This window comes from Paracoccus aurantiacus (assembly GCF_007993065.1).
GTDB classification, from domain to species: domain Bacteria; phylum Pseudomonadota; class Alphaproteobacteria; order Rhodobacterales; family Rhodobacteraceae; genus Paracoccus; species Paracoccus aurantiacus.
This window is the reverse complement of sequence record NZ_VOPL01000009.1, coordinates 81,277-105,978: the sequence shown is the minus strand read 5'-3', so window position 1 is coordinate 105,978 and position 24,702 is coordinate 81,277. Positions and strand designations below refer to the sequence as shown.

General features: G+C 66.1%; 26 protein-coding genes. 3 read left to right on the top strand and 23 right to left on the bottom strand.

Features of this window, described 5'->3' with window-relative positions; genetic code table 11:
- Positions 1–10 precede the first annotated feature (10 nt).
- From FQV27_RS16865 to FQV27_RS16830, 8 genes are read right to left on the bottom strand one after another with little or no spacing between them, the layout of a single operon-like run.
- Positions 11–3,973 (bottom strand): baseplate multidomain protein megatron, encoded by a 3,963-nt coding sequence (locus FQV27_RS16865; protein WP_147100833.1) that lies wholly within the window; start codon positions 3,971–3,973, stop codon positions 11–13.
- A 2-nt stretch (positions 3,974–3,975) separates the two neighbouring features.
- Positions 3,976–4,449 carry an NlpC/P60 family protein gene (locus FQV27_RS16860; RefSeq protein WP_147100831.1) on the bottom strand — a complete coding sequence of 158 codons (474 nt, stop codon included), beginning with the start codon at positions 4,447–4,449 and terminating at the stop codon, positions 3,976–3,978.
- Positions 4,449–5,336 carry a DUF2163 domain-containing protein gene (locus tag FQV27_RS16855; RefSeq protein ID WP_147100828.1) on the bottom strand — a complete coding sequence of 296 codons (888 nt, stop codon included), beginning with the start codon at positions 5,334–5,336 and terminating at the stop codon, positions 4,449–4,451. The genes FQV27_RS16860 and FQV27_RS16855 overlap by 1 nt, the downstream gene beginning before the upstream one ends.
- On the bottom strand, positions 5,333–5,962 hold the full coding sequence (locus FQV27_RS16850; protein WP_147100827.1) for a DUF2460 domain-containing protein: 630 nt from the start codon (positions 5,960–5,962) through the stop codon (positions 5,333–5,335). Before FQV27_RS16850 ends, FQV27_RS16855 begins: the two co-directional genes overlap by 4 nt.
- The gene (locus FQV27_RS16845; RefSeq protein WP_147100825.1) at positions 5,959–8,412 is read right to left on the bottom strand and encodes a tape measure protein; all 2,454 of its coding nucleotides are present in this window, start codon (positions 8,410–8,412) and stop codon (positions 5,959–5,961) included. The genes FQV27_RS16850 and FQV27_RS16845 overlap by 4 nt, the downstream gene beginning before the upstream one ends.
- On the bottom strand, positions 8,405–8,647 hold the full coding sequence (locus FQV27_RS16840; protein ID WP_147100822.1) for a DUF7697 family protein: 243 nt from the start codon (positions 8,645–8,647) through the stop codon (positions 8,405–8,407). Before FQV27_RS16840 ends, FQV27_RS16845 begins: the two co-directional genes overlap by 8 nt.
- A complete protein-coding gene (locus FQV27_RS16835; RefSeq protein WP_147100820.1) occupies positions 8,644–9,081 on the bottom strand; it encodes a hypothetical protein in 438 nt (145 codons plus the stop codon). The genes FQV27_RS16840 and FQV27_RS16835 overlap by 4 nt, the downstream gene beginning before the upstream one ends.
- Positions 9,082–9,084: 3 nt before the next feature.
- Positions 9,085–10,023 (bottom strand): phage tail tube protein, encoded by a 939-nt coding sequence (locus FQV27_RS16830; protein ID WP_147100818.1) that lies wholly within the window; start codon positions 10,021–10,023, stop codon positions 9,085–9,087.
- A gap of 63 nt (positions 10,024–10,086) precedes the next feature.
- Here FQV27_RS16830 and FQV27_RS16825 point away from each other — a divergent pair, with 63 nt between their 5' ends.
- Positions 10,087–10,326 carry a BRCT domain-containing protein gene (locus FQV27_RS16825; RefSeq protein ID WP_147100816.1) on the top strand — a complete coding sequence of 80 codons (240 nt, stop codon included), beginning with the start codon at positions 10,087–10,089 and terminating at the stop codon, positions 10,324–10,326.
- Here FQV27_RS16825 and FQV27_RS16820 read toward each other — a convergent pair.
- From FQV27_RS16820 to FQV27_RS16780, 9 genes are read right to left on the bottom strand one after another with little or no spacing between them, the layout of a single operon-like run.
- Positions 10,323–10,748 (bottom strand): acyl-CoA transferase, encoded by a 426-nt coding sequence (locus FQV27_RS16820; RefSeq protein ID WP_147100814.1) that lies wholly within the window; start codon positions 10,746–10,748, stop codon positions 10,323–10,325. The two genes, FQV27_RS16825 and FQV27_RS16820, sit on opposite strands and share 4 nt — an antisense overlap.
- Positions 10,745–11,368: a DUF6441 family protein gene (locus tag FQV27_RS16815; protein ID WP_246133152.1), complete on the bottom strand. Its 624-nt coding sequence runs from the start codon at positions 11,366–11,368 to the stop codon at positions 10,745–10,747. The genes FQV27_RS16820 and FQV27_RS16815 overlap by 4 nt, the downstream gene beginning before the upstream one ends.
- 10 nt (positions 11,369–11,378) lie before the next feature.
- The gene (locus tag FQV27_RS16810; protein WP_147100813.1) at positions 11,379–11,693 is read right to left on the bottom strand and encodes a head-tail joining protein; all 315 of its coding nucleotides are present in this window, start codon (positions 11,691–11,693) and stop codon (positions 11,379–11,381) included.
- Positions 11,693–12,061, bottom strand: coding sequence for a DUF2190 family protein (locus tag FQV27_RS16805; protein WP_147100811.1), 369 nt, complete (start codon positions 12,059–12,061; stop codon positions 11,693–11,695). Before FQV27_RS16805 ends, FQV27_RS16810 begins: the two co-directional genes overlap by 1 nt.
- 31 nt (positions 12,062–12,092) lie before the next feature.
- On the bottom strand, positions 12,093–14,102 hold the full coding sequence (locus tag FQV27_RS16800) for a prohead protease/major capsid protein fusion protein (RefSeq protein WP_147100809.1): 2,010 nt from the start codon (positions 14,100–14,102) through the stop codon (positions 12,093–12,095).
- A 3-nt stretch (positions 14,103–14,105) separates the two neighbouring features.
- On the bottom strand, positions 14,106–15,656 hold the full coding sequence (locus tag FQV27_RS16795) for a phage portal protein (protein WP_147100807.1): 1,551 nt from the start codon (positions 15,654–15,656) through the stop codon (positions 14,106–14,108).
- A gap of 2 nt (positions 15,657–15,658) precedes the next feature.
- The gene (locus FQV27_RS16790; protein WP_147100805.1) at positions 15,659–15,862 is read right to left on the bottom strand and encodes a phage head-tail joining protein; all 204 of its coding nucleotides are present in this window, start codon (positions 15,860–15,862) and stop codon (positions 15,659–15,661) included.
- Positions 15,862–17,853: a phage terminase large subunit family protein gene (locus tag FQV27_RS16785; protein ID WP_246133151.1), complete on the bottom strand. Its 1,992-nt coding sequence runs from the start codon at positions 17,851–17,853 to the stop codon at positions 15,862–15,864. Before FQV27_RS16785 ends, FQV27_RS16790 begins: the two co-directional genes overlap by 1 nt.
- A complete protein-coding gene (locus FQV27_RS16780) occupies positions 17,840–18,442 on the bottom strand; it encodes an elements of external origin (protein WP_147100801.1) in 603 nt (200 codons plus the stop codon). Before FQV27_RS16780 ends, FQV27_RS16785 begins: the two co-directional genes overlap by 14 nt.
- Before the next feature lie 72 nt (positions 18,443–18,514).
- Here FQV27_RS16780 and FQV27_RS16775 point away from each other — a divergent pair, with 72 nt between their 5' ends.
- Positions 18,515–19,234 (top strand): hypothetical protein, encoded by a 720-nt coding sequence (locus tag FQV27_RS16775; RefSeq protein ID WP_147100799.1) that lies wholly within the window; start codon positions 18,515–18,517, stop codon positions 19,232–19,234.
- A gap of 168 nt (positions 19,235–19,402) precedes the next feature.
- Here FQV27_RS16775 and FQV27_RS16770 read toward each other — a convergent pair whose 3' ends face one another.
- The 6 genes from FQV27_RS16770 to FQV27_RS16750 form a co-directional block, all read right to left on the bottom strand.
- Complete coding sequence (locus tag FQV27_RS16770) at positions 19,403–20,002, bottom strand: hypothetical protein (protein ID WP_147100797.1); 600 nt, start codon at positions 20,000–20,002, stop codon at positions 19,403–19,405.
- 44 nt (positions 20,003–20,046) lie between these two features.
- Positions 20,047–21,348 (bottom strand): site-specific DNA-methyltransferase, encoded by a 1,302-nt coding sequence (locus FQV27_RS16765; protein WP_147100795.1) that lies wholly within the window; start codon positions 21,346–21,348, stop codon positions 20,047–20,049.
- Positions 21,349–21,619: 271 nt separating this feature from the next.
- A complete protein-coding gene (locus FQV27_RS16760) occupies positions 21,620–22,195 on the bottom strand; it encodes a DUF6362 family protein (protein WP_147100793.1) in 576 nt (191 codons plus the stop codon).
- Positions 22,192–23,076 (bottom strand): helix-turn-helix domain-containing protein, encoded by an 885-nt coding sequence (locus tag FQV27_RS16755; RefSeq protein WP_147100791.1) that lies wholly within the window; start codon positions 23,074–23,076, stop codon positions 22,192–22,194. The genes FQV27_RS16760 and FQV27_RS16755 overlap by 4 nt, the downstream gene beginning before the upstream one ends.
- Positions 23,073–23,225 carry a hypothetical protein gene (locus tag FQV27_RS18915; RefSeq protein ID WP_186827345.1) on the bottom strand — a complete coding sequence of 51 codons (153 nt, stop codon included), beginning with the start codon at positions 23,223–23,225 and terminating at the stop codon, positions 23,073–23,075. Before FQV27_RS18915 ends, FQV27_RS16755 begins: the two co-directional genes overlap by 4 nt.
- A gap of 11 nt (positions 23,226–23,236) precedes the next feature.
- Positions 23,237–23,476, bottom strand: a complete 240-nt coding sequence (locus FQV27_RS16750) for a helix-turn-helix transcriptional regulator (RefSeq protein WP_147100789.1) — start codon at positions 23,474–23,476, stop codon at positions 23,237–23,239.
- Positions 23,477–23,672: 196 nt separating this feature from the next.
- Here FQV27_RS16750 and FQV27_RS16745 point away from each other — a divergent pair, with 196 nt between their 5' ends.
- Positions 23,673–24,641 carry a hypothetical protein gene (locus FQV27_RS16745; RefSeq protein ID WP_147100787.1) on the top strand — a complete coding sequence of 323 codons (969 nt, stop codon included), beginning with the start codon at positions 23,673–23,675 and terminating at the stop codon, positions 24,639–24,641.
- Positions 24,642–24,702: the final 61 nt, after the last annotated feature.

The following is a 24,702-nucleotide window of genomic DNA, read 5'->3' as shown; positions in this document are numbered from 1 at the left end:
CTCCTGAAGATCAGAACCAGAGGGTGGTGATTGCCGCCGTGCCCTGCCCATAGGCTTGACCGATCTGGGCAATACGGACATCGACGTTGTCGCCGGGGGCCAGCAGGCGGTCGAGGTCGTCTTTCTGCTGCGCCGCCGTGTAGGTTGCAGAAGCAGTCGGGCTGCTCAGCGTTCGCATCACGGTGCCACCGATCACGATATCCACCTGCCATGCCTCTGTCGCCTCGGACATCGGAATGGCGGCGGCGTTCCAGCTGTCTGCGGCCAGTGCGCGGTCGCGGCGGACCCAGCGGATTATCAGATCGCCCGGCTCGCGGCCGCAGCGCCATGGTTGCGCAACATGCACCGGCGCAAAGGGGCACAGGCCGATGCCGGCGGGCGTGAGGGAGGCGGCGGTATAGCTGGCATCGCTGACCGGCTCAGAGGCCGGGCCGATGCGCCAGTTCGCCGGCAGGCCGAGATCGGCCTCGGGGACGGGCAGGGCGGTCAGCTGTTCGTCCAGCATCACCACCCGGGCGCCGGGCGCGACGACGGGCGCCATGTCACTCTCCGTGCCGCGCTGACCGCGCAGCAGCCGCGTAAGACGATAGCGCCCCGCTGCGATCAGCTCAGCCCGGCCGAACTGCAGGATCTCCCAGCCGCCACCCGGCTGCGCCACCGCCATGGCGTTCTCACCGGCGAAGAGCCGCAGGTCGGTGACGCTCTCCAGCGTGTCGTCGATCATGTCGACATAGATCTGATTGCCGTGATCGAAGCGGGAGGTCGGGCCAGCATGTAGCGGCGCGGCCAATATCCCCATCCGCGCCCGGCTGCTGAACGTGGTCATCAGATCGAAACCGGACGCCTCGAAGCTGCGCCAGACTGCCATGGTGCCGGGCCACGGTCTGGCATAGGCCGCCAGCAGCGGCTGATGCGGTGCCTGATCCTCACGCAATTGCGGCAGGTCAAGGAAAGCCACATCCGGCGGGCTGAACACCACCGGTCGCGCCAGCACGGCGGGCCGCGGGCTGCCGGGCGGTAGATCGTAATTGTCGCGCTCCTGCCGGATGGCCTCGATGGCGCGGGCCTCGGCATCGGCGATCGACAGGATGCGCATCTCCGCCCGCCGGCCGTCATGATCGAGATGCACGACATCGCCCGGATCCAGCGCCAGCCGCGAGGGCGGCAGGCGGAAGGTACCGGTCTCGCGGCCGGTCCAGGCTTCCATCAGCGCCCGGCGGCAGCGGCGATCGGCCTCCTCGGTCGGCACGGCGATTGCGAAGCTGTCCGAAGCGACGCGGCTCGCGTCCACGGTGATGCGCCGCGCTTCGACGGTCAGGGCGTCATAGTCCTCGTCGGCGCGCGCCACCTGCCACTTCAGCGCCTGCGGCAGTTCGGTTTCCTGCCCGCGGGTCAGATCCATGACCTCGCCGCTGCTTCCAGCACTTCCACCGATCGCGACCATGTCATCCGGCGACACCGTGGCCACCGGCGCCCGGCCGCGCATGACGAAATGGATCACGCCCTCGCTCTCGACAGCATCAAAGCCGAAATGCCGCGCCAACCCGGTGATCGAGGTGCGCGGCGCTTCCAGCGCGTTGATGACGAAGCCGTCGCAGGCGCCGGTCAGACCCGACACGTCGATCCAGTCTTCCCGCATCCCGGCGCGCAGGCAGAGGTGACGGACCAGTGCCGCAAGCGAGACCGCACCCAGCCGTCCGGTCAGCCAGTGTCCCAGCCGCCAATTGTCACCGTCCGACCAGATGTCGGCAAGTTCCGGAAAGAACGGGTAGGGTCGGGCATCCCATGTCCAGGCGGCGCTTTCGGCGACATCCACCATGCGGCCGGCATAACCGGAGGATGTAGGATTGCTCGCAGGATTGCCCCAGAACAGATAAGTGGCCTCGAGATAGGCCCGCTGGATGGCATCGTCGCGCCAGCCGCGCGAGAAATACGGCAGGAAGCTTTCCGATGACTTCGGGTCGTAGAAAACATTGGGCTGATTGCTGCCGCGGTCGATGGCCGGGCAGCCGAGCTCGGTGAAGCGGATCGGCTTCGATTGCGGGATCCATGCTGTCGGCGCACCGGCTTCGATCCCGCCGGGCCGGTCGACATGCTGGTTCGACCACCACGCTTTCAGATCCTTGAAGCGGAACACCCAAGGCTTGCCATGAGCTCCATCGCTGATCGGCGTGCGGACCTGCCCTGCGCGATCGGCCGCACTGGCATAGAACCAGGCGAACCCTTCGCCGCCGGCGATATTGCTCTGCAGATAGCCGCGGTCGCAGATCGACGGCCATGCCCGCGCGTCGAGATGATCCCAGCCTTCGCGCCAGTCGGACAAGGGCATGTAATTGTCGATACCGATGAAATCCACGTTCGGATCGGCCCAGAGCGTGTCGAGGTGAAAATGGACGTCCCGACTGCCATCGCTTGGGAGATGCCCGAAATATTCCGACCAGTCGGCGGCATAGCTGATCTTCGTCTCCGGCCCGAGGATCTGGCGCACGGCAGCGGCCAGCGACCGGAACTGCGCCACGGCCGGATAGCTGGCGGCGGCCGATCTGATCTGGGTCAACCCGCGCATCTCGGATCCGATCAGGAAGGCATCGACGCCGCCGGCCTGTGCGCATAGATGAGCGTTGTGCAGAATCATCCGGCGTAGGCCCCAGTCATCGGAAGGGCCGCGCCACGTGACGGTGGTGTCGGTCACAGCGAAATCCGAGGGCTGCGCGCGGCCGAAGAAACCCGCGACCTGATCCGTGGCGGCAGGTGTCTTGTCGACGGATGCGGCCAACCCGGCTGCCGGCGAACAGGTGATGCGCCCCCGCCATGGCAGGACAGCCTGACCGATCGCTGCGGCATGATCCGAGTACGGGTCGGGCAGGGCGTTGCCGGTTGGGATGTCGAGCATCAGGAAGGGATAGAAGGTAATGCGATGGCCGCGCGCCTTCAGGGCGCGGATGGCCTCGATCACCGAAAAATCCGCCGGCGTGCCGCCGTAGATCGAGCGGCCTTCGGCGTCCTGGCTGACCACGCGGGCGGCACTGCGCGAGATGCCGTCCACCGACCAGGCTGGTGTGGTGTTCTTCTCGGCCATCTCCACCTTGGGCCGGATGCTGCACTGTCCGCAGCGCAGATCATCGCCGAACCACGACACGACCAGCGACACCGACTGCGCCGCGGGCACCATCGCCTCGAGCCGATCGAGCGACACGGTCATGTCGGCGGTGCCGGCCATGACATTGACGTTCTCGGCGCCGCCTTCGGCCTTGCGCACGATGGAGGTGGCATAGGCGAACTCGCCCGAGGCCGGGATCATCGTCACCGCCGGCACCAGCCCCTCGGCGGTGTCGGGATCGGCCAAGGCCCGGAACACCTCGAAGGACAACTGCGGCAGGCGATTGCCGAACCCCGCCAGCGGCAGATCCTCGAACACGACATAGGCGGTGCCGCGATAGGCCGGAGTGGCATCCGAGCCTATCTTGGTGGCAATGAACGGATCGGGCGTCTGGGTCTCATCACCCGGATACCAGCGCCACGTGACGTCCTTTAGATCAAGGATCTCGCCATCGGCCCAGATGCGGCCGATACCGGTGATTGCGCCCTCCGTCAGAGCAACGGCGAAAGACGCAAAATAGCTGTACTCGGTCGTGGTGACCTTGGGCCCGCCACTCTTGCCGCCGCCCTGCTTCCGCGTGCTGACCGCTTCGCGGAAATCCGTGGCCCAGATGACGTTGCCGCCGATGCGCATGCGGCCGTAGAGCCGCGGGATGACCACGCCTTCGGTGGCCGAGGTCAGGCGCAGGCTGTCGAGACGCTGGCCCTCGATGCGCTGCCCCGGCACCATCGAGGAGACGATCCAGCTGTCGACCATGCTGCCGACGGTGGAGCCGATCATGCCGCCGATGGCGGCACCGGAGAAGCCCAGCACAGCGCCACCGAAGCCCCCGCCGATGGCGGTGCCGACGGCGCCCAGAACGATGGTGGCCATGATCAGATCTCTCGTGAGGATGTGCCGGCCGCGCCGCCGGGGAACAGGAAGGCGAAGGCGATGCGCCGCCGCCAGGCGGGGGTCAGCGGCTCCTCGATGACGCCGAGACGCTCATAGGCGTGGATGAAGCGGCCGCCGTCCGTCAGGATGCCACAATGCTTGGCGATGGCACCGGCCCGCATGCGGAACAGCACTACCGCCCCCGGACCGGCCTCCCCGACGTCGATCGGCAGCAGCACCTGCTGTGCCGCAGCGGCCAGAACCTCGGTCGGCCCGGTCTCTCCCCAATCGCGCGGATAGGCCGGCACCGGCAGCGCTTCCCGGCCGACGATGTCGCGCCAGACGCCGCGGATCAGGCCGAGGCAGTCGCAGCCGACGCCGCGCAGACTGGCTTGGTCATGATAGGGCGTTCCCAGCCAGAGCCGCGCAGCCGCGACGACGCGGGCAGCATCCCCAGCGACGAGAGCAGCCGGCATCACAGCACACCGCCGTCATTGCGCCCGCCGGACCTGGCATAGCGCATGATTGCATCCTGTCCGGGGATATGTGGAAAGCCATGGAAGTTGATGGCATTGCCGAACTTGGCACGGCAGGTCTCGAGGCGTTTGTCGCAGCCGGCATGGATGCGGAACGTGTCCCCCATGGCGATGCTGCCGCGCACCGGGGCTTCCAGCAGCGTCAGGGTGACGGCACTGCCGCTCACCTCATGCTGACTGATCTCTGCAGACCTGCCAGCATTGGCGCCGCTGGTCCATGTCAGCGATCCGAAGGAAAACCAGTCTGCCACGAAACCCGTCAGATCCGTGGTGGTGAAAGCGCGATCACGCAACAGGGCATCGACGCTGCCTGTCCCGGTGAAGGCCGCATCCTCCACATTCACCCGGCAGCGCCCATCGCCAAGGGCGGCATCGCAGGTGCCCTGGAATACCCGGCCGACAGTCTGGCCGAGCAGATGCGACAGGCTGCGGACTTCGGCCACAAAGGACAGCCGGCCGCGGCGCAGCTCGCCGATGGCGCCGCGGCGCATCAGCACGCGTTGCTGCACGTCCTGCCAGTTCACCCGCCAGACCTCGACCAGCGCATTGTCCCAACGGCCGTCGAGAATGTCGGTCTCGGTGATGCGGTCGGACTTGAGCGCGCCTTCGGCATCCTGTGCATCGACCGAGAGATCGGAGCCGGACCGGATCTCGGCTGCGGCAAAGCCGCTTTCCGGTTCAAAGCTGAGGCCGCCGAAGGTCAGTGATAAATCATGATCGGTGAAGCCGAAACTGACATCGTCCGATCTGATGACCTTCCAGCACCACGCGAGGGTGGTGGCACCGCTGTCGAGATGCGCCTGCAGGGCAGGGCTGACGCGCTTCATCGCCGGAGCTCCACCAGCGGGATCGAGGTGATCGAGCCCAGCCGCTCGATGTCCAGTGTCACATCCATCGCATCGCTGTCGAAGCGCACCGGTACGTCGAACTCGAAGCCTGCGGTGATCGTCGCGCCCGCCGCAGGGGCGGTACTGAAGGTGACCCGGCCGGTGGCGGGATCGACGGACCAGCCGCTGCTGCGCTCGGTGCCATTCACCGCGATCCGCACTGTCCCGGCGACCGGCTTGGTGATCGTGCGCACCCAGCCCTGCGCTCCGGATCTGTACTGCTTCACCAGTTGGAAAACCACGGTCGTGCCGTCACCCGTGCCGATCAGCTGGTCCGTCGCGGACACCGCCTGTGACGGCGCGCCGGAGCGATGATCCGACCAGTCCTTGAACCGGAAGCCGTGCAGGCGACCGTTTCGGGCCTCGAAGAAGGCCACCACTGCGGCGAGATCATCGGCACGCCGGATGCCGTAGCTGACATCATAGCGGCGCCGCGAATTAGCCCAGCTGGCGTTCCGCTCCTCATCACCTGAGGCCAGCGTGACGATCTGCGTGCGTCGCTCCGGCCCGCCGCGGGCGCCGCGGCTGATAGTGTCCGGAAACCGGATCTCGTGGAATGCGCTCACATGCCCCTCCTGCCCATGGCGACGGCCCGGGCGATGTCTGCGGAAATCTGCGCCCGCGACTGCCGGAAGCTCTCGGCATCGCGGGAATGGATGTTGACGGTGACGCCGCTGCCGTTCGCCACTTCGCGGCGCGACAGCACGCGTTCCCCGCGCTGCAGGATCGCCGGCACCTCGTCGGAGCGCAGCCCGGCCCAGCCACCGTCCTTCGGGCTTACGCGGCCCCACTGGGGCCACGGTCCCTCGGACTGCATGCGCGGCGCATGGGCGAAGGCCGCGGCCGGCACGGATCGCCCGGTGCCGCCGGCGCCGACCATGCCACCGGCATGCAGCACGCTGGCGAAGATGCTGCCGCCTCCCATCCCGGCGGTCAGGCCCCCGAGGGCACCGGCTAGCGGCCCGAGCAGGAACCGCCGCGCACCGATCTTCGCGAAATCCGCAATCACCGATGTGGCCAGATCCCGCATCGAGGCCTTGCCGTTCCTGACCAATTCGCCGACCGCATTCTCCGCGCCCTGAAACGCGCCGGTCAGCGCACTACCGATGCTGCCGCCCATGTCCCGCGCGCTGGTGGCATAATCCGAGAGCGAGGCCGCGACCGCGTCCCAGCCCTGCTTCGCCTGATCGGCGCTGGCCTTTGCGTCCTGTCCGGCCTGCTTTCCGGCGGCACCGGCGCGACGGCCCGCGCCCGCAGCGCTGTCCAGCGCGTCAGTCACACGACCGGCCCCGGCCGCGGCATCGTTCAGTACGTCCGTGCCCTCATCGCTGCCGGCGGCGATCGCCTCCTGCAGCGCCTGCCAGCTCTCGAGCGGACGCGTCGCGGCCGCGCCGAGGGCACGGGACTGATCCAGCCAGGCACCGGCGCGACCCGCTGCCTCATCCGCCAGGCCGCCGAAGATATCCGGTGCCTCGACATAGGTCCGCCCGAAGGCCCCGGCGAAGGCATCGGCCGCGGCGGTACCCGCCTCGGAGGCCGAGCCCGCGAAGGGATTGTCGATGCGGCCAAGACTAAAGGCATCGAGCCTCCCGATCTGCGCGCCGCCTTCGCCTACGGCCCAGTCGGGCAGCATCTCCAGCGCGCCGTTGATGGCGGCGATGAAGCTGTTGATGCGGGTGACGACGCCGTTCAGCATCGCCTCGATGCCGCTGATCAGGCCGTTCGCCGCCTGAAACGCGAAATCCCCGATCGCACCCGGCAGACGACCCCAGATCGCCTTGACGCTCTCGAAGGCGCCGGACCAGACGGCGACGGTGCGATCGACCGCGGTCACGGTGCCGCCGACGATCAGATCCAGCACGGTGAAGACCAGCGCGCGATAGCCCTCCCAGCCCGCGGCGAGCAGCGCGAAGCCGCTCTGGAACGCGAGACCGATGCGCTGCGCCACCTCCAATGCGATGCCGCCCAGCAGCCTGAAGGCTTTGCCGATGCCGCCGACCTTGCCCACCAGCTGCGTGAACTGATGGATCAGCTCGCCCGCGGCGACGATCAGGGCACCGATGCCGGTGCGGATCAGCGCCACGCGCAGGGCGGTGAGCGCGGTGGCAAGGCTGAAGGTGGCGATGCGGGCCGCGACGAAGGCGGCAACCCAGCGGCCGGCCATGAAGGCGGCGAAGGCCGTGGCGATGCCGGTCAGCCGATCGATATTGTCGGCGACCATGATCAGCACGTCGGCCACGGACGATGAGGCGCCCGTCATCTGATCCCATGTGCCGACGAGGCGCAGCGCGGCATTGCCGATCAGGGTGAAGGCGTCGCCGATCGTGGCCGGCATGCTGTCGGCCTCTTCGCGCAGCTGCTCCAGATTGCCGAGCAGCGCGGTGCGGATGACATCTCCGGTGATGGTGCCGGTGGAGCCGAGCGCCCGCAGACCGGAGACCGTCGTCCCAAGCTCCTCGGCCAGCAGTTCCGCCAGCCGGCCGCCGGACTGGATGACGGTGTTCAGATCGTCGCCGGCAAGCACGCCGAGGGCCATGGCCTTCGAGAGCGCATTCTGAACCGAGGCCGCGCGTTCGGCGCGGGCGCCTGAGACCACCATGGCGTTGTTCAGTGCCTCGGTGAAATCGAGGCTCTCGGCGGTCGAAAGGCCCAGCTCGCGCAAAGCCGTGGCATTCGAGAGCCAGGACTCGGTGGTCTGGCCGAGATCGGAATAGGTGCGCCGCGCCATCGCCGCCAGCCGTTCCATCACCAGCGCGCCGCGTTCCTGCGAGCCGGTGGCAAGATCGACCCGGGAGCGCAGGTCGGTCCATTGGTCCGCATAGTGCTGGATCTGTCGCAGGCTGAAGGCTCCGGCGGCGATGCCGGCAAGACGCTGGAGCATGATGCCGGCGGTGTCGACCTCGGCCGACATGCGGCGGAAGGACTTGGCCCCGGCCTCGCCGACGCCTTGCAGCTCGGCCCGCACCTGCCGGCCGTTCTCGGCCACGAGCCGGACGGAGACCTTCTTCTCAGCCATGGTGATTGTCCTGATCGCGGCTGATGCGTTCATTGGTGCGGCGGATCATCTCGGCCTCGATCACCGGCAGCAGTTCCGCGATGGCGAGGGCGGGTATGCGGAGGGCCGCGCCAAGCGCCAGTGCCGCTCCCATGTCCCAGCCGAGGACGGCGCCGGGAATGGCGCGCAGCTGGCCCGAGAGCCGTCCGGCCAGATCCCAGACCTGCCAGCCTTCCACCGACATCGGCGCGTTCATGCGCGCGGGGCAGTCTTTGCAGAGCCCGGGGCAGGCGGCGCAGTATTGATCGCCGCCGCCGAACTGCCAGTCGGCGAGGGCGCGAAGGCGTTTTTTTCCTGCTCGAGCATCAGATGAGGGGCGAGGAAGTCGCGCTGGAAAGCCTCGAAGACCGGCCAGATGTCGAGCAGGGCGTCGATGCCGTCGGGCGTGACGGGCACAGCATTTCCGGCCTCGTCGCCTACGCCTTCCCAATCGAGGATCACCCGCCGCGCCACGGCCTTGGCCATGATGACGGCGAGGGCCTCCTGCGCCATGTCCTCGGACGCATCGGACCCGGCGATGTCGCTGCGGGCGGCAGCCATGATCGCGGTGGTGATCGGTGCCACCTGCAGGCGCAGGCCGGCGCCAAGGTCGAGCCAGCGCGGATCGTTGGAGAGGTTCAGTCGGATCATGGGTCAGTAACCTTCGATGTCGTTGATGAGTGTGACGGTGGCCATGCGGCCGGCCACCGGATCCCGGGCCGCCTGCCAGTCGAAGGTCGCCTGCACGCCCGCCGGGCCGCTGATCTCGATGCGCGGGCGCGGCAGATAGACGGCATGCGCCGTCAGCGTCAGGCTCTGGTCGCTGGGCAGGGCATAGGCGAACTCCAGCGAACAGGGCGCACCGTCGATGGCCTGCTGGACCAGCGTGCTGTCGGCGAAACGCACCTCGATCTGACCGGTGAGCGCAGCGATGGTCGGATCTGCGCCGTCGATCATGCCGTCGGCGCGGATGGTCTCGATGCGGTCGAGGTTGTTGCTGTAGGTCACCTGCGCCGAGACGACATTGCCGAGGGCGGTGCCGTTGCGGGCCACCGCGCCGTTGAAATGTCCGAAGCGCGCCTGATCGAGATCGGCCAGCGTCCCGGCCTGCGAGACCGGGGACACCGTCTCGCCCTGCGCGATCAGCCCCATGGTGGCGGTCAGCAGGCCCGAGCGCTGCAGGGTCCAGGACAGCTGGTTCAGCATCACGCCGCTATACATGGCAAAACGCGGCACTTCGGGCATGCCGGTCTCGATCGCCATCGAGGGCAGCGACCAGTTGCCGGAGCGGAAGGTATGCGTGAAGGGGCCGTCGCCGGTGGTTTCCGGCTCGCCGAATGCCGCCTTTAGCCAGAAGCCGATCGAGGCGGCGTCCAACGGCACGGTCAGATCGCCATCGGCGGTGATCGCATCCTTGATCGGGGCCAGCGGATCGCGTCCATAGCCCAGCAGTTCCGAGGACAGCAGCGGCTGTTCGGCGCTGAGGGTGGAGCTCGCAAAGGGCAGGCGGGTGAAGCCGGTGGCGGGCGGCGTGCCGTAGGTGGTTTCGAACGCGACCGCCAGCTGCGATCGCGCTCCCTGGGCTCGGGCCATGGGATATCCTCTCAACTTCATTTATTTGCATAGTGGAACAGTGAGTATGGGGAGGCGCTGTCGATGACCGACATGCCATTTGACGGACTTGAGTTTGTTTTCTCCGGGCAACTGGAACATCTTTCACGCGCTGAGGCGCAGGAAGCCGTGCGTAGTCGCGGAGGCGCGGTGGTTGGTCGGGTTGGCACCTCAACAACTTATGTTGTCGTCGGAGCGACGCCCGGGAAGCGTCGCTTGCATGGGAAGCTCCTCGGCGCTGAGGAATTAGACGAGAAGCAGTTCATGGATATGCTCCGCTATTAGATGAGCGGATCAGTGGTGGTGTAGTGCAGCGTTACGATCAGCACGGCGGCGCGGATGGTGCCGGCACCGTCGATTGGCAGGTCAGCGGGTTCGGGCGCGTCCGCCTCAATCCAGTCGCAGATGCCGCCGAGGCTGCGATGGGTGATGAGGACGCGGCCGATCGCGGCCGTCAGCGCATCGAACCGGTCATCGAGATCGCCGGCGCGCAGGAACACCTCGATCTCGACGCGGTGCTGCCAGTGATAGCGCAGCGGTGACAGGGTCGTGTCCGGACTGCCGGGGGTGCCATCGCGCAGGATGACGAGACCGGCCTCCGGGATCCGCTCCGGAAGCACCGCATTGCGCAGAATGGTGACGCCGCCCGGGATCAGCAGCAGCCGGGCATGGAGCGCCTTCAGCACCTCCTCGCGCCGCGTGGTCATGTGATCCGGCTCCAGCGCCGCACGATCGCCGCGGGCAGGGCGGCGAGTGCCGCCCGCGCCGGTTTCTCCAGATCCAGTCGTTTCCGAAGCCGGACCTGCGGCACCAACAGGAAGATCGGCACGGAGGCGACATTACGGCCGGTCTTCGAGCGGGAGCGCACCGCACGTCCGCCCTTGTTGATCCGGGCCTCGGCGATCAGCAGGCTGGGACCGGTGCGGCGGTAGATGAAGCGTAGGCGCAGTCCGGTCCGCTGTTCCCATTCCAGCGGCGTGATGTGACCACCGCGGCGGCTCTTGCCCGCAGCCTCGGTCGGGATCGCCAGCCAGAAGCCATCGGCCGAGCGGATGAGGGGGCCGGTATTGTGCGCCTCGACGATCGCCGGGGCCCGCGACCAGACCATGGCGGCAGCATTGAGGCTGTCGCGTCCTTTCGGATAAGTGGCGGATCGGATCGTGCGCGCCACCCGCGGTCCGAGACCGGCACGGGTGATCTGGTTGCGCCAGTCGTCGCGCAGGGCGATGCCGGCATCCTTCACAGCCGCCGTCACCGCTTTCTCTCCGGCGTCGATCTCGGCCTGCATCAGCGCGGCCAGATCGGTGAAGGAGGCCGAGAGCTTCACTACGCGATCCTCATGCCGGTCGCAGGTCCATCGTCCAGATCAGTCGCTCGCGATCACGGACAGGTTTGCCCTGCACCTCCCAGATGTCTGTCCCGATGCTGATCCTGTCGCCTGGCGCGGGATCGGGCATCTGTGACACCATCACATCCGCCCGCAGCGTTTCCGACCAGACCCGTGCACTGCCATAGCTCGTCACCTCGTCCGGTGCCTTGCGGATCAGGCGGATCGGGGTAGCCGGTTCCGCACCGCTCTTCAGCCAGAGCCCGTCCGTTGCCATGTTCGGATCGGCGAAGACCCGGGTCAGCGCGCGTTCAAACCCCTCCATCAGACCGCGATCCCGTTCAGCCGGACCCGGCCAGTGATCTCGGCCGCCGTGGCGCCGGTCGCGAGAACCGCGATGCCGATGTAGTATTCTGTCTCGGTGGTCGTCGCCTGGCTGGCTGCGCCATCCCAGTAGATGCGGGCGCCCACATACCAGGCCTGCGACGGCGCCTTCGGCAGATCGAAGACACCGGTCAGGGCCAGCACACATTCCTTCCCGGCATCCATGCCGGGTACCTCGACGGTCGTGGTCGCGACGCCGAACAGGCCACCGCCGAGCAGATAGCCGGTGCCGCCGATGATGCTGCCACCGAGGACCAGCTCGTCGGTGGGGACGTTGATGAAATCGCCCTGCGCAATAAAGTTCTTCATGAGGCTGTCCTCTCTCTCTATGTTGCGACGATCACGCCGGCGCGGCGCCCGGATTGCGGTAGAGCCCGCGCCAGTCGATGGCCTTGGCGGCGAAGTCGTGGCGGGCCTTGATCTCGAGGCCGTCGACCTCGAAGCCGGTGCGGGTCTCGGTGAAGACACCCTCCTGCCCGTCGAGATAGGCGTATTCGACGGTGTCGATGCGCGCGGGATCCGCGGCGAGGAACCACGGATCCTGCCCGCTGGCCGGGATCAGGCGCGGTTCTTCGATCACCTCGAGCCGGCCGGAGAAGGTGTTGACCTCGGCGGTGCTGGACGGCGTGGTGGCGGTGACCTGCTTGCGCGCCTCGATCGCGCGCGGGCCGGGGGGCGTCAGGATCCAGCGCGGCAGGATCGAGATCAGCCGGTCCTCCAGACCCTTGTGTTGACCGAAGGCACGGTAGGCGGAGGCCAGCGCCGTTTCCGAGATGCTGGATGCCGTACCCATGTTGTTGTGATCGGCGTGGAACAGCGCCTTGCCATCGCCCATGGCTGGGTTCTGCATCAGGATCGAATAGACGATGTCGGATTCGAGATCGGCGGCCGAGGCGCCGAAGGAGGCCGGCAGGCGGGTGAAGGCATCGAGATCGTCGTTAATCAGCACCTGCCGGGTGATGGCGACGATGCGGCCATAGGTGGCGAGTGCATAGACCTCGCGGCCCTCGCCGATGGTGCCGTACTGGAACTCACCTGACTCGAGCACGCGCTGCAGATCGGGCGCGCCGCCGAGCTGGGTGCGCTGCACCGGTTTGAAGTCGGTGATGGTCGCGCGCCGGGCCCAGGCCCCGAAGGTGCGTGGCGTCGATGCATAGGCCTGCCGCAGCGTGGTGTTGGCGACATTGGCGAGGATGGCCGGGAAATCGCTGGTCGAGTGATAACCGGTGGCGCGCTGCTCGAAGGCGGTGCGGGCGACCTCCATCTTCGAGAGGCCGCGCGTGCTGCCGCCGCGACGTTCGATGGCGTGGCGGGCCATTTCCAGCAGGGTGAGACCGCGGAACTCGCGGGCGCCTGCCTCCAGCGCATGGGCGCCGGGATTGTGGCGGTGCAGCAGGGCGTTCGAGACGGCATCGCGATAGGCGATCTCGGCCGCGCCGCTGCCGCTGGCCTGCGCCGGGGCGGGCTCGGCCGTGCGCCCTGCAGGGTCGCTGTCGACCAGCTTGTCGAGGACGGCGGCGCGGGCGTCATCGATGGTAACCCCACGGGCGATCAGGTCATCGGCCATATCAGCGAGGCCCGCGCGGCGGCACAGCGCCATGATATCGGCGCTGCGGCGGCGTTCTTCGGCACGGATGGTATCGGCGTCGGGCGCGGTTTGGGAAGGAGGAGGCGCGGCCGGCGCCTGCGGTGCGGGATCGGCGTGGCGGGCCGAGGGATCGTCGCGGTCCTCGACGACGGCCGGATCGGTCTGGGGCATGGTGGTTCCTCTCGTGGTGATGGTGCAGGGGTGCAGGCGGGTTTCCCGGTCATCGCGTTCAGCCCGGATGCCGGCGGCTGCATCGGCGCCGATGGCGACGGCGCTGATCTCCAGCGGCTCCCAATCGACGGCGCGGTAGAGCGCGCGGGCGCCGCCGTCGCTGCGATCGGCCCTGGCGACGCGTTCGAAGCGGTGCACGCGGTAGCCGACCGAGACATTGCGGATGATGCCCGCCTTGATGTCGCGCCAGATATCCTCGACCTCGTCGCGTTCCGACAGCCGGATGCGGGCAAAGGCGCGGCCGGCCTCGATGCGGATCGAGCCGTCCTCGACCACACCGAGGATGGACCGCAGGCTGTATGAAGCATGCGAGTTCAGGAACGGCGCGCCGCCGTTCAGGCGATCGAGGCGCATGGCATTCGGCGAGACGACAAGCTCTTCGTCGAATTCCTCGTCCCGCGCCCAGGAATAGCGGCGCACCTGCGCGCCGGTGGTCCAGAGGACCTCGAAGGTCCGCGCTGCCTCGTCGACAGCCTGCAGGGAACCGGCCCGCCCGATCACGGGCAGGTCGATGATCTGGTCTTGGGGCATGGGTCAGTCCTGTTCTTCTGCGCCGGTCGGCGATGATGTCGCGGTCGCCGGATCGGCGGTCTGCACCAAGCCGCCCTTGGTCACCTTGCGCGGGTCGCTGTCGAAGACGAGGCCGGCGGCGTCGGATTTGGTGGCGAAGCCCGCCCATTCGGCCAAGACCTCGTCGGGATCATATCCGCGTCGGGCGATCTGCTGCGGCAGGGTGGAGAAGCCGGCGCGGACCTCCAGCAGATCGGCCTGCGCATCCTGCAGCGGATTGACGCTCTCGAACTTCGGCGGGCCCCACTCGGCGGGGATCTCGGTGCCCTCGGGCAGCAGGCCGGCCATCACCGCGGCATCCACGAACCAGCGCCAGATCGGCGCGCAGAACATCGGGATGATGGTCTGCCACTGCAGCTGCTCGACCATGCGGCGGAACTCGTTGAGGCCGACCCGGCTGGAGGAGAAGCTGGTCTGACTGAGATCGCCGGTCATCAGCGCGTAGGGCACGCGGAAACCCGCGGCGATGATGTGCAGCTGCACGCGGTGCCATTCATAGACCCCGGCGGTGCTGGCGGGCTGGTTGAACTTGATGTCCTTGCCGCCGCGAGCATAAGCGATGAGGCCCGGTTCGAACTGCTCGATGCGGTTGCCGGCGGCATCCTCGACCACCGGGGCGATGGACTGCTGATCCTCGTCCGCGCCGAAGACGATGCCGACGAGGCAGGCCTCGGTGCGTTTGCGCACGAGCTCGGCCTGCTGCCAGTCATCGACATCGCGGATCGCCCGCATGGCCGGGGTGCCCCAGGGCACGCCGCGGGACTGCACCCGCTGGCGTTCGAAGAGATGCGCGACCCGATCGGCAGGCAGGCGTGCGGATTCGAGGCGGCGCGAGAACACCGGCGCGGTATCGCCCGGGTGATCGGCGAACATCCAGTATCCGGTGCGGCGGCCATTCCGATCATATTCGATGCCCTGACTGATGCGGGCGCCGTCGGCCAGGCTGTCGAAGCGGCCGGCATCGAGATGGTCCGCCTCGCGCAACTCGATGCGCAGCGGCACGTCACGGACATTCGCTGCGCGCACGTTCCGCCGGATGGCGAAGACGTCGCCACCCTCGATCATCTCGCGCACGGCCAGCCCCAGGATGCCATGGAAATCGGTGTGTCCATGCTGATCGCAGCCCGCCGCCCAGCGTTTCCAGAGCGCATCGACCTGTCTGTTCAGGCTCGCATCGCCCGTCGCAGCCCGCGGCCGGATGCCGGTGCCGACGATATTGTTCACGAGCACCTGCACCGCCTGCGCCGCCATCGGATTGTTGCGCACCAGATCACGCATGCGATGCCGCAGCAGCGGGCCATCGGCGGCGATCTCGGCATCCGCGGCCGTGGCGCCGGTCTTCCAGCCCGCTGTGCCGCGCCCCCGGCCGGCGGCATCATAGTCCCGGCGCAGATTGCTGATCGCCACTCGGGCAGCGTAGCGCTTCGCCGCCGTCCGGGGCGCGAGTGCGGAGAGCGCAGCATCCATCAGCCCCCAGCGAACCCGCGGGGCGATCTGGTTTGAGCTGTCTGGCATCATCAGCTCCGGCGGAAGCCTGCGAACCCGGCGACCGGGCGTGGACGGCCAGCGGCACCAGCCATCTCGCCCTCGATCAGGCGAATGCGGCCGAGGAGATCGGCGGCGGAGCCGTACTCGACCGACTTGCCGTCGTACGACACACGGGTGGTGCCCGCGGCATAGGCCCGGCGCAGGGCGTCGAGCTCAGACTCTGTCCAGGCCATCAGAACCAGTTTCCTTTCCTGCGATCGCCCATCCAGCCCGAGGGTCGGGGGGAGGGCGGGGTATCTCTTGGCCGTCGCGGCTGTCCGGCCGGCAGCGTTGTCGTTTCCGTGCGTCCGGGCAGAAGCTGCGCGGCCAGTGCCTCCCAGCGGTCCTCATTCCAGCGGTCCATGCCCATCAGCCAGGCCGCGGCGCGGGCATAGACCCGGCAATCCAGCGCCTCGTTGCGGTCCCGCGTCTGCTGCCATTCGAGGCGTTGGAAGCCCTGCCGGGTCTTCACCGTCATCAGCTGCTCGGCCGTCAGCTGCTTGGTCCATTCCGCCGTGGTGCCGCGCGGGATGTGCACGAAGCCGGCGGGATATCCCGTGCCGTCGGTGATCTCCTCGTCCGTCGGTGCCGCCAGCCGCAGAAACCGATACGTCTCCGACTTGAACACCGCCCCGGCCACCTTCCAGAGCCGCACGCCGCGGCGGATGCGACGTCCAGCCTCGGTGACATCGACATAGGTCGGCCCATCCACCGGCGTTGCGCGGTCGAAGCCACCGACGCCCTTCACCGCGATGACCTGCCCGTGTCCCATCTTGCGGCACCAGTTGTAGACCGCATCGGTCGTGGCGCCGTCGCCGGTGTCGATCGCAAGCCGGGCCAGCGCCATGCGTGCCCCACCGGCATGTTCCCAGGTCTCACCGAGGAAGTCGCTGAGATCGGCCCAGACCTCCTCGCGTGCCGTGTCGCCTTCGAGAACGACATGGTCCACGAGCCAGCTTTCCAGATTGCGCCCCCAGCCCCAGACGTCGATCTCGATGCGGTCGCGCTGCACATCCGCCCCGGCGGTCAGCATCAGCGCGCCTTCGGGCACCTGTCCCAGATGCCGATCCTCGCGCCGTTCATAGAGCCGCTGCCAGTCCGGCGCCTCGCCGCGTTCCTGCCATGTCTCGCCCAGCACGGTGTTCTTCAGCGTCTTCAGGGCGGCATCATTGCCCTGTGCCGCCTCCCAGTTCCGGGCGATCTCCGCCCAGGAGAGCCAGCCCAGCGGGGAATAGAGACCGCTGATGTGAAAGCCGACGATCCCCGCCGCCTGTGCCCGGCGCCGCACCTCCGGTTCGGCCGTCGGCAGCCAACGTGCACCATTGGCTTCGTCCATCATCTCGGTTTTGTGCCGCTCGGCGATGGGCTCGTCGCAGTGCTCGCAATGATATTCCGCCGTTTCCGGTAGCCCCGGCTGCCAGCGCAGGCGGTCGAACTTCAGCCACTGCAGCGCCCCGCAATGCGGGCAGGGCACGTGATAGCGCTGCTGGTCCGAGATCTCGTATTCCCGTTCAATCCGCGACAGCCCCTTCACCGTGGGCGTCGAGGCCAGAAACACCTTGCTGCGATGCCCGAAGCTGATGGTCCGGGCTTCGGCCAGCGCGATCGGATCGCCCTCGCCGTCGATATCGCCCGGATAGGCATCGACCTCGTCCAGAAACACCCAGCGCGCCGGCATGGAGCGCAGGCCCACCGCGCTGTTGGCCCCGGTCAGGATAAGCTGCCCGCCCGGGAAGCGCTTGCCGAGGATGGTATTGCCGCTGTCTTTTGAGCGCGACGGCATCACCAGCGCCCGAAGATCCGGGCTTTCCTCGATCAGCGGGTCGATCCGCTGCTGCGACAGGCGCTTGGCCAGATCGACCGTGGGCTGCACCGCCAGAAACGGCCCCGGCGCGCGATGGATGCAGAAGCCGATCCAGTTGTTGCCGGCCTCGGTTGCCCCCACCTGCGCGGCTTTCATGAACACCACGCGGCGAGCGCCAGCGGCGGGCGACAGCGCATCCATGATCCCGCGCATATAGGGCGTGCGATCGGTGCGATACGGCCCGGCTTCGGAGGCCGCGCGCGAGGACAGGATCCGGTGCCGGTCCGACCATTGACTGACCGTCTGGCTGGGATCCGGCGCCAATCCGTCGCGCCATGCCCGGCGGATGTCCTCGGCGCCGTCGAATTCAGCGAAGGTCAATCTTGACCTCGGCCATGTCCACCAGATGCGCGCGCAGGAACCGGTCCAGCACCTGCTCCAGCGCATGCGCTTCCACACCCAGTTCCGCGGCCATGTTCGCCGCCACCCGCGGCGGCCAGTTCAGCCAGGCATCGCGTTCGCGGCGCGCCAGATCGAAGACCGAGTTCGTGGCCCGCGCCCGATCCACCAGCTCGCCCTTCATCTTCTCCAGTCGCACCCGCGCCGTCTGCGCCTTCAGCACTTCGTTGGCCATCCGTGCGCGCAGGAAGGAGACCTCACCGCCGGAGCCGGTACCGACCTCGGCACTGGTATCACCCAGCGTGGCATTCACCGCGTCGATCGCGGCCTTGGGCACCGGCTTTGTCGCCGCGGCGCGGGCTGTGCTTGCAGCTGTCCGCGCGCCCAGCGTCTGTGCATGCACGCCGCGCTGCTTGGCCGGGTCGGTCTGGCTGTCCCATTGCGCATCGGCCTTCGCCGGATCGATTGTGCCGTCCGCCTCTACGCTGATCCGCCCGCTGGCGATCGCCTTGCGAACCGCCATGTCGCTCACGCCGCGCATCGACGCATATCTGCGGCGCGAGACGCCCATGGTCAGAAATCCTTCTCGTTGGGCCGCGGTTCCGATAAAATGCGGGTGCGCTGATGAACCCGGACCGCGAAAATGAACTTGATACCTGCCGAACCCGGCCTTTATTTCGTGCGCCTATCCGGCGACGAACTGATCTCTGTCAATCATAATGACCTGAAGCGTCGCGATAGGTGCATCATGGTGAACAGTGAAAACTCCAAGTATGGCATCGCGCAGAACCTCCGGAGCAGGTACCTCAGCTATTGTCGGACGTTCGGGTCCGAACGTGTCCAGTTCGCCGTCCTGGGCCTATCTTCCGGCCCGGCGGCTATCGAAAGCAAGTTGCATCGGCATTTCGGAAAATACCGTATGCGCGGATTGTCCGGCCGCCTGAATGAGTGGCTGGCCGGGATCGATCCTGAAGCGGCATACCGGCAGGCTTTGGCGATCATCAATCAACACGACGATCCTTCTAAACCTCCTGAAACTGCCACCGTGACGGTGCGGTCAGGGCCTGTTCGAAAGAAGCCTGCGCTGCCGGTGCAAAAGTTTACGCCGGAAGACATCGTTCAGGCAGCAACTTACTTGCAAGCGCACGGCATGAGCGAGGCTCTGCTGAGCCGCTGTCACCACTTCGGGCGGCAAACCTACAATGATACCATCACCTATTTCACCGGAAAGACCCGGCTCCAAGGTGCGAATAACCCTGTCTACGCTGCACGTCTGGACTTCATAATGCGAGGACACATGACGGGCGGAGAGTTCGACCAACTGCTGCAGGAGGCGCTGGATACCTTTCCGGTTCCATACTGATTGACCAGATATCGGTGCGTAAATGACGGTCGCCTCGACACTGGTTCGGCTAGTCGCGATCATCCTGCGCACCGGCATGTGGCCCACAATACTCACTGTCGAATAATCGCGGCGCTAATGGGCAGCTCCGATGAAATAACCAAGGCGACTGAGCAGGTGCGAAAGGCTTTACCGGCTCGGCAGCTGCTTCCTGATCTTCTCCAGCTCTTGTGCGATTTGATGTACACCCTTCGAGTGGAATCCGCCCCTAAAGCCATCTTTCGCTTGGAACGTATACTTTAATGTTTGCCGGTCCGCGGCTCCGGGATATGTCGACCAGCTGACAACTGCGTCAAACTGTGTGTCATGGACCTGAGGTCCCATCGTGCCGAGTATGCTTAGCATTTGCCCGGGCGGGAGTAGCGAGGTTTTAAACTCAGTCTTTGTACCGTCTTCTGGCGGTGACCCATCTATGCCGGGCTTCTTTGGCAATCCAGGCGTCACTTCCATTTTGATATCAAACGCCGTAGCGTTTCCGGTATTTCGCAATGTAAGATTGAGGGCGATCGGATCTGCTGCACTTGACTCGAGCCAGCATACCACAAACGGTTGCGCCGTCATTTTAGCCAATGTGGCCGTCTCCACAGCTAAAACGCGTGTCACGCGCCAAAGTGCGATGGTGGCAAACGCAGTAATGAGGGCGGCGAAAACCTGAGCGAGGATCAGACTGTTATCGGCTACCCAGCCAGCCATGCTCCTGATCTGATCCCATAAAATCTGCCGATCCATTGCCCACTCCACAAATGTCGAAGAGCAACTATGCTGAGAGCAGGTCATCGTAACAAGTCATCGTGATCAGCTTCTCGGCTATCTGCCTTGATATTCTGAACCTCACTGAACCTACGCCCGTTTCCCTCCAGCACCGCCACGCCCCCGGTCAGGTTCTGCCAGCGCGCCACGGCCACATCGACATAGGCCGGGTTCAGTTCGATGCCGTAGCAGACCCGGCCGGTGGTTTCGGCGGCGATCAGGGTGGTGCCGGAGCCCATGAACGGCTCGTAGATCGCCTGACCAGCGCTGGAATTGTTCAGGATCGGGCGGCGCATGCATTCGACTGGCTTCTGCGTGCCATGGGTGGTTTCCGTATCCTGATCCTTGTTCGCGATGTGCCAGAGCGTCGTCTGCTTGCGGTCGCCGGCCCAGTGGCCCTTGCCGCCCTTGCGCACCGCGTACCAGCACGGCTCGTGCTGCCAATGGTAATCACCACGGCTGAGCACCAATCGGTCCTTCGCCCAGATAATCTGCGAGCGGACGTTGAAGCCGCAGGCCATCAGGCTGTCGGCGACGGTAGTGGCGTGTAGCGCGCCATGCCAGACATAGGCGACGTCGCCCGGAAACAGCGACCAGGCCTCGCGCCAGTCGGCACGGTCGTCGTTCAGCACCTTGCCGGTGCGCTTGGTGGCCGAGGCGCCGGACTGGTTACGCCACGCTGGATCGTATTCCACGCCATAGGGTGGATCGGTGACCATCAGCATCGGCTTTACGCCCGCCAGCAGCTTTTCGACATCGGTAGCGATGGTCGCATCGCCGCAGAGCAGGCGGTGGCTGCCCATGATCCAGACATCGCCGGGACGCGAGATCGGATCGACCGGCGGTTCCGGGATCTCGTCCTCACCATCGACGGCGCCATCTTCGTTGCCTTCGAGATCACCCAGCAGTTCGTCCAGCTCGGCTTCGGAAAAGCCGATGATGTCCAGATCGAAGTCGATGTCGCGCAGGCCCTCCAGTTCCAGGCGCAGCAGTTCCTCGTCCCAGCCGGCATTCTCAGCGATCCTGTTGTCGGCGATGACCAGCGCCCGGCGCTGCGCCTCGGTCAGATGATCGAGGACGATCACCGGGACCTCGGTCAATCCCAGTTTCTGCGCAGCCATGAGGCGACCATGACCGGCAATGATGACATCATCGCCGCCGAGCAGGATCGGGTTGGTGAAGCCGAACTCGGCGATGGAGGCGGCGATCTGGGCGATCTGGTCATCGGAATGGGTACGAGCATTGCGGGCGTAGGGCACCAGCCGCGTCGCGGGCATCATCTCGATCTGCAAACCCGTCTCCTCCGATCCCGCCGCCGCGGTCATGAAAACGCCGGGCGGTGGGACGCCCGGCGAGGTGTTATCTGGCGGTCCGCGAACCTGCGAACCCAAAGGTGCGAACCCGGGGCGCGAACCCAGAATTTTCTCCTGACGCTAGAGGCTTAGCGCGCCTCTGCCCCCCGCATAGGATCGATCCCGCGGAGGAACCGAGGCCGAGGGGGAGGGACCGGATCGACCCTCATATCCTGTCGAAAGCAAGAATATTGCTCCGATTTCCGTTGACCGCCCGGCGATTTCGGCCCGCTTAAGGCCTCGATCACCTCTGGCCATCGTAGGGATAAACTGCACCGGAACGGCCGATAATGTCGCGCCCTAAGTTCGACCTTTTCGCGCCCTCACGCGTCCCGCTTGTGCCCCCGCCGCGCGGCTTCGCGCCCGGTTCTGCAGGAGTGGTTTTTGTGCCGTCGTCACCTGATACTGGATTGTTGCTTTTTTTCAATGTCTTGGAAATGGTCAGGAGGCTCGCGGTCCAGCGCCGCCACGCGGTGGATCGGACGCAGCCGACATGGCGGCAGATGGTCTGCCAACGGTGCCCCTCGGCCCGCATCCAGACGATGCGCCGGTTGTCGGCCGCCTGCTGGTCGCTGTCGCCGCCGATCAGCGCCAGCCAGTCTAGCACCTCTTCCATGCGCTGGATCTCGCGGGCGTTCGGGATCACCCGCATGCGGGCCGGCTCGTAGCCGTAGGCGTGCTTCGCCTCATGGACATACTCCGGCCAGGAGCGGCCATAGCCGCGGGCGCCGGAGGTGGGCGGGTTCGGCAGGCGCTTCAGGGTCAGCGCGGCCTCCTCGAGGCGGTCCTCGATCTCGCGGGGTGTCATGGCCCGGGTCATGGCGCCCCTCCCGTGTCTGCGGGCACCGGCACACCGCGGGCGGCCAGCCGATCGGCGGTTACCAGTTCGAAGCCCAGCAGCGCCCAGGCCATGGTGTTGGTCACGGCATTGGGTGGCAGGTACCGATCCGAGTTGATCCAGTCGGCATAGAACCGATGCTGGGCGGTGATGCGGGGATCGGCTTCTCTGCGCAATCTAGCCTGCTTCGCCGCGTGCACGGCCTCGGTGAAGTACGCCCATGTCCGGATCGGGCTGATCCGGATCTGCACCCTGCGACGTGTAATCGTGGGCAGAACGTCGGCCTCGAGGTCCAACCCGTCTCTCAGCCAGCCGTCGATGACGTCCGCGGTGGCGGTGATGGCGGCGCGCGACGCCGGACACAGGCCCGGTCCCCCGGCATCCAAACAGCGGGTCTGTGGATCGGGAAGATCGGCAGCCGTGTCCAGCTCGCGCGCGGTAGTAATTACAGGTTCTATACTTACAGGGTTAGTGTCCAGATTCTGGACACGGGATCTGGACACGGCTCCGGGTGATTTGGCGCTCGATTTCATAGGGTCATCAGCCTCATTCCCGTGTCCAGCATCCGGACACGGCTTGCAGTCGAATTCGGCCTCGAAGGCGAGGACGTAACGGGTCGATCTCTGCTTGCGGGTGTCTGGGTCGATGCGGCGTTCACGGCGGATCAGACCGGCGCGTTCCAGCTTCTCGAGGTGGACGTTCAGGCTCGATCGCGACATCTCGGCGTCGCTGGCGATCTGGTTCTGGCTGGGAAAGCAGCCGAAGTCGGGGTTGTGCCGATCGGCGAGCATGACCAGCACGCGCCAAGTCGCCGCCTCCAGCCCGCGCTGCTGGAAGGCCCAGTTCGTTGCTTGATGGCTCATTCAGGCTGCCCGCCTTCGATGAGGACCTCGATCGGCCGGGTCTCGAAGGCCGTGGGCGCGACGAAGCGCAGGACGGCTGTCCAATCGAAGCCCGCGCGGGGCAGGGTGGCGAGCAGGACAAACGCGGTGAGGGCGGAGATGACGATCACGATAACCGCCCTCATCGCGCGGACCTCGCACGCGGTCCGGCTTTGCGGCTCTCCTGTTCCAGCAGCCAGTCCTTTACCGCGCCGCGGCGGTAGAGCACCTTGCGGCCGATGCGGATGCAGGGCGGCCCGATCCGCCGGGTCTCCCAGCGCTTGAGCGTGTCGCTGCTGACACCGATGATGCCCGCCAGCTCCTGCCGCGGCATCCAATCATCCAGCAGCCCTTCCGGCGTGCCTGTCGTCTGTTCCGTCATGATCCTGTTCCCGTGGTAAAGACGGGATCAGCGAGTGCATGCGGGGGCACCGGAATGCGCGGAATGGACCGGAACCGACCGGAATGAAAACGGCGAGGGCAATTCCTGCCAGCGTTTTCTAACGCTCTATTGCGCCATTGATGCCCCACCGTTTCGCTGGCATCACGCTAGGGGTAACCTTCCATGGGGTATCAGCATGTCGGTCTATATCGCGAACTTCGGCGTCCAGAACTATGAGTGGCCGGAGTGCCTAAAACGCGGGACCATCGCGACGGTTAATGAAATTGAGGCGTTCGATCTTTGGAAGGCTGGAGACCGTGAGGGCTACATCCAGACGCGTATGGCTGGGCTGACGGTCGCGGGAAAGCAACCGACGCGCGCAGTGGCCGCTCGCTGGTATAACCTCATGACCATTATTACCCAGTCGGTGGGAGACATCTGGATCCACAAGGAAGGTCCTAGATTGTTTTGGACGCGAACCATTGACGATCCGGCGACATACTATGAGAAGGTTGAGCCGGTTCATCCGCGCCGGCATGTGGTCGTATGCCACAAGCCATGTGAGCCGTGGAAAAACCTTGATGAGAAGGGCGCGCCGCTGCTCTGGGATGCCTTGCACCCGAAAGCCAAGGATTTCTTGGCAACGGAAGCAACGCTACAAAAACTGACATCCGAAAATGCGGCTTACGCGATGGCGCTGATCCGCGGCGAACCGCGCGAACGGTGGCATACGCTCCCCGTGTGGAAAGCCAAAGTTCAAGCTTCAAAGAACCAGAACACGGGCGCCCGCATCTATGGAGGATTGGACAAGTGCATTTGGCGTATGGCCAACACCGCGTTTCACACGACGGCTTATGCGAACGGCCAGAAAATCGAAAAGACCGTTAAGAATAAGGACTGCATGTTCAGCAGCCCGACTGCGCTTGAAGCTCACATTCGAGAACTGATCGAATTGCAAGAAGGGCAATGTGCCCTGACGGGGCTGAAATTGAATTTCGACGAGCCAGACGAGGATCCGGAGATGCTGGCTTCGCTGGATCGCATCGACAGCGCTGCGCACTATGAACAAGGCAATCTGCAGGTGGTCTGCCGTTTCATCAACCGCTGGAAAGGTGCTGACGACAACGCAGGCTTCAAGCGACTGATAGATGTCCTGATGACCTGACGCGGGGCTACACTGTTGGCCGAGCGTTGTGTGTAACGGTGGCGTCCAAAGGTTTCAGCCC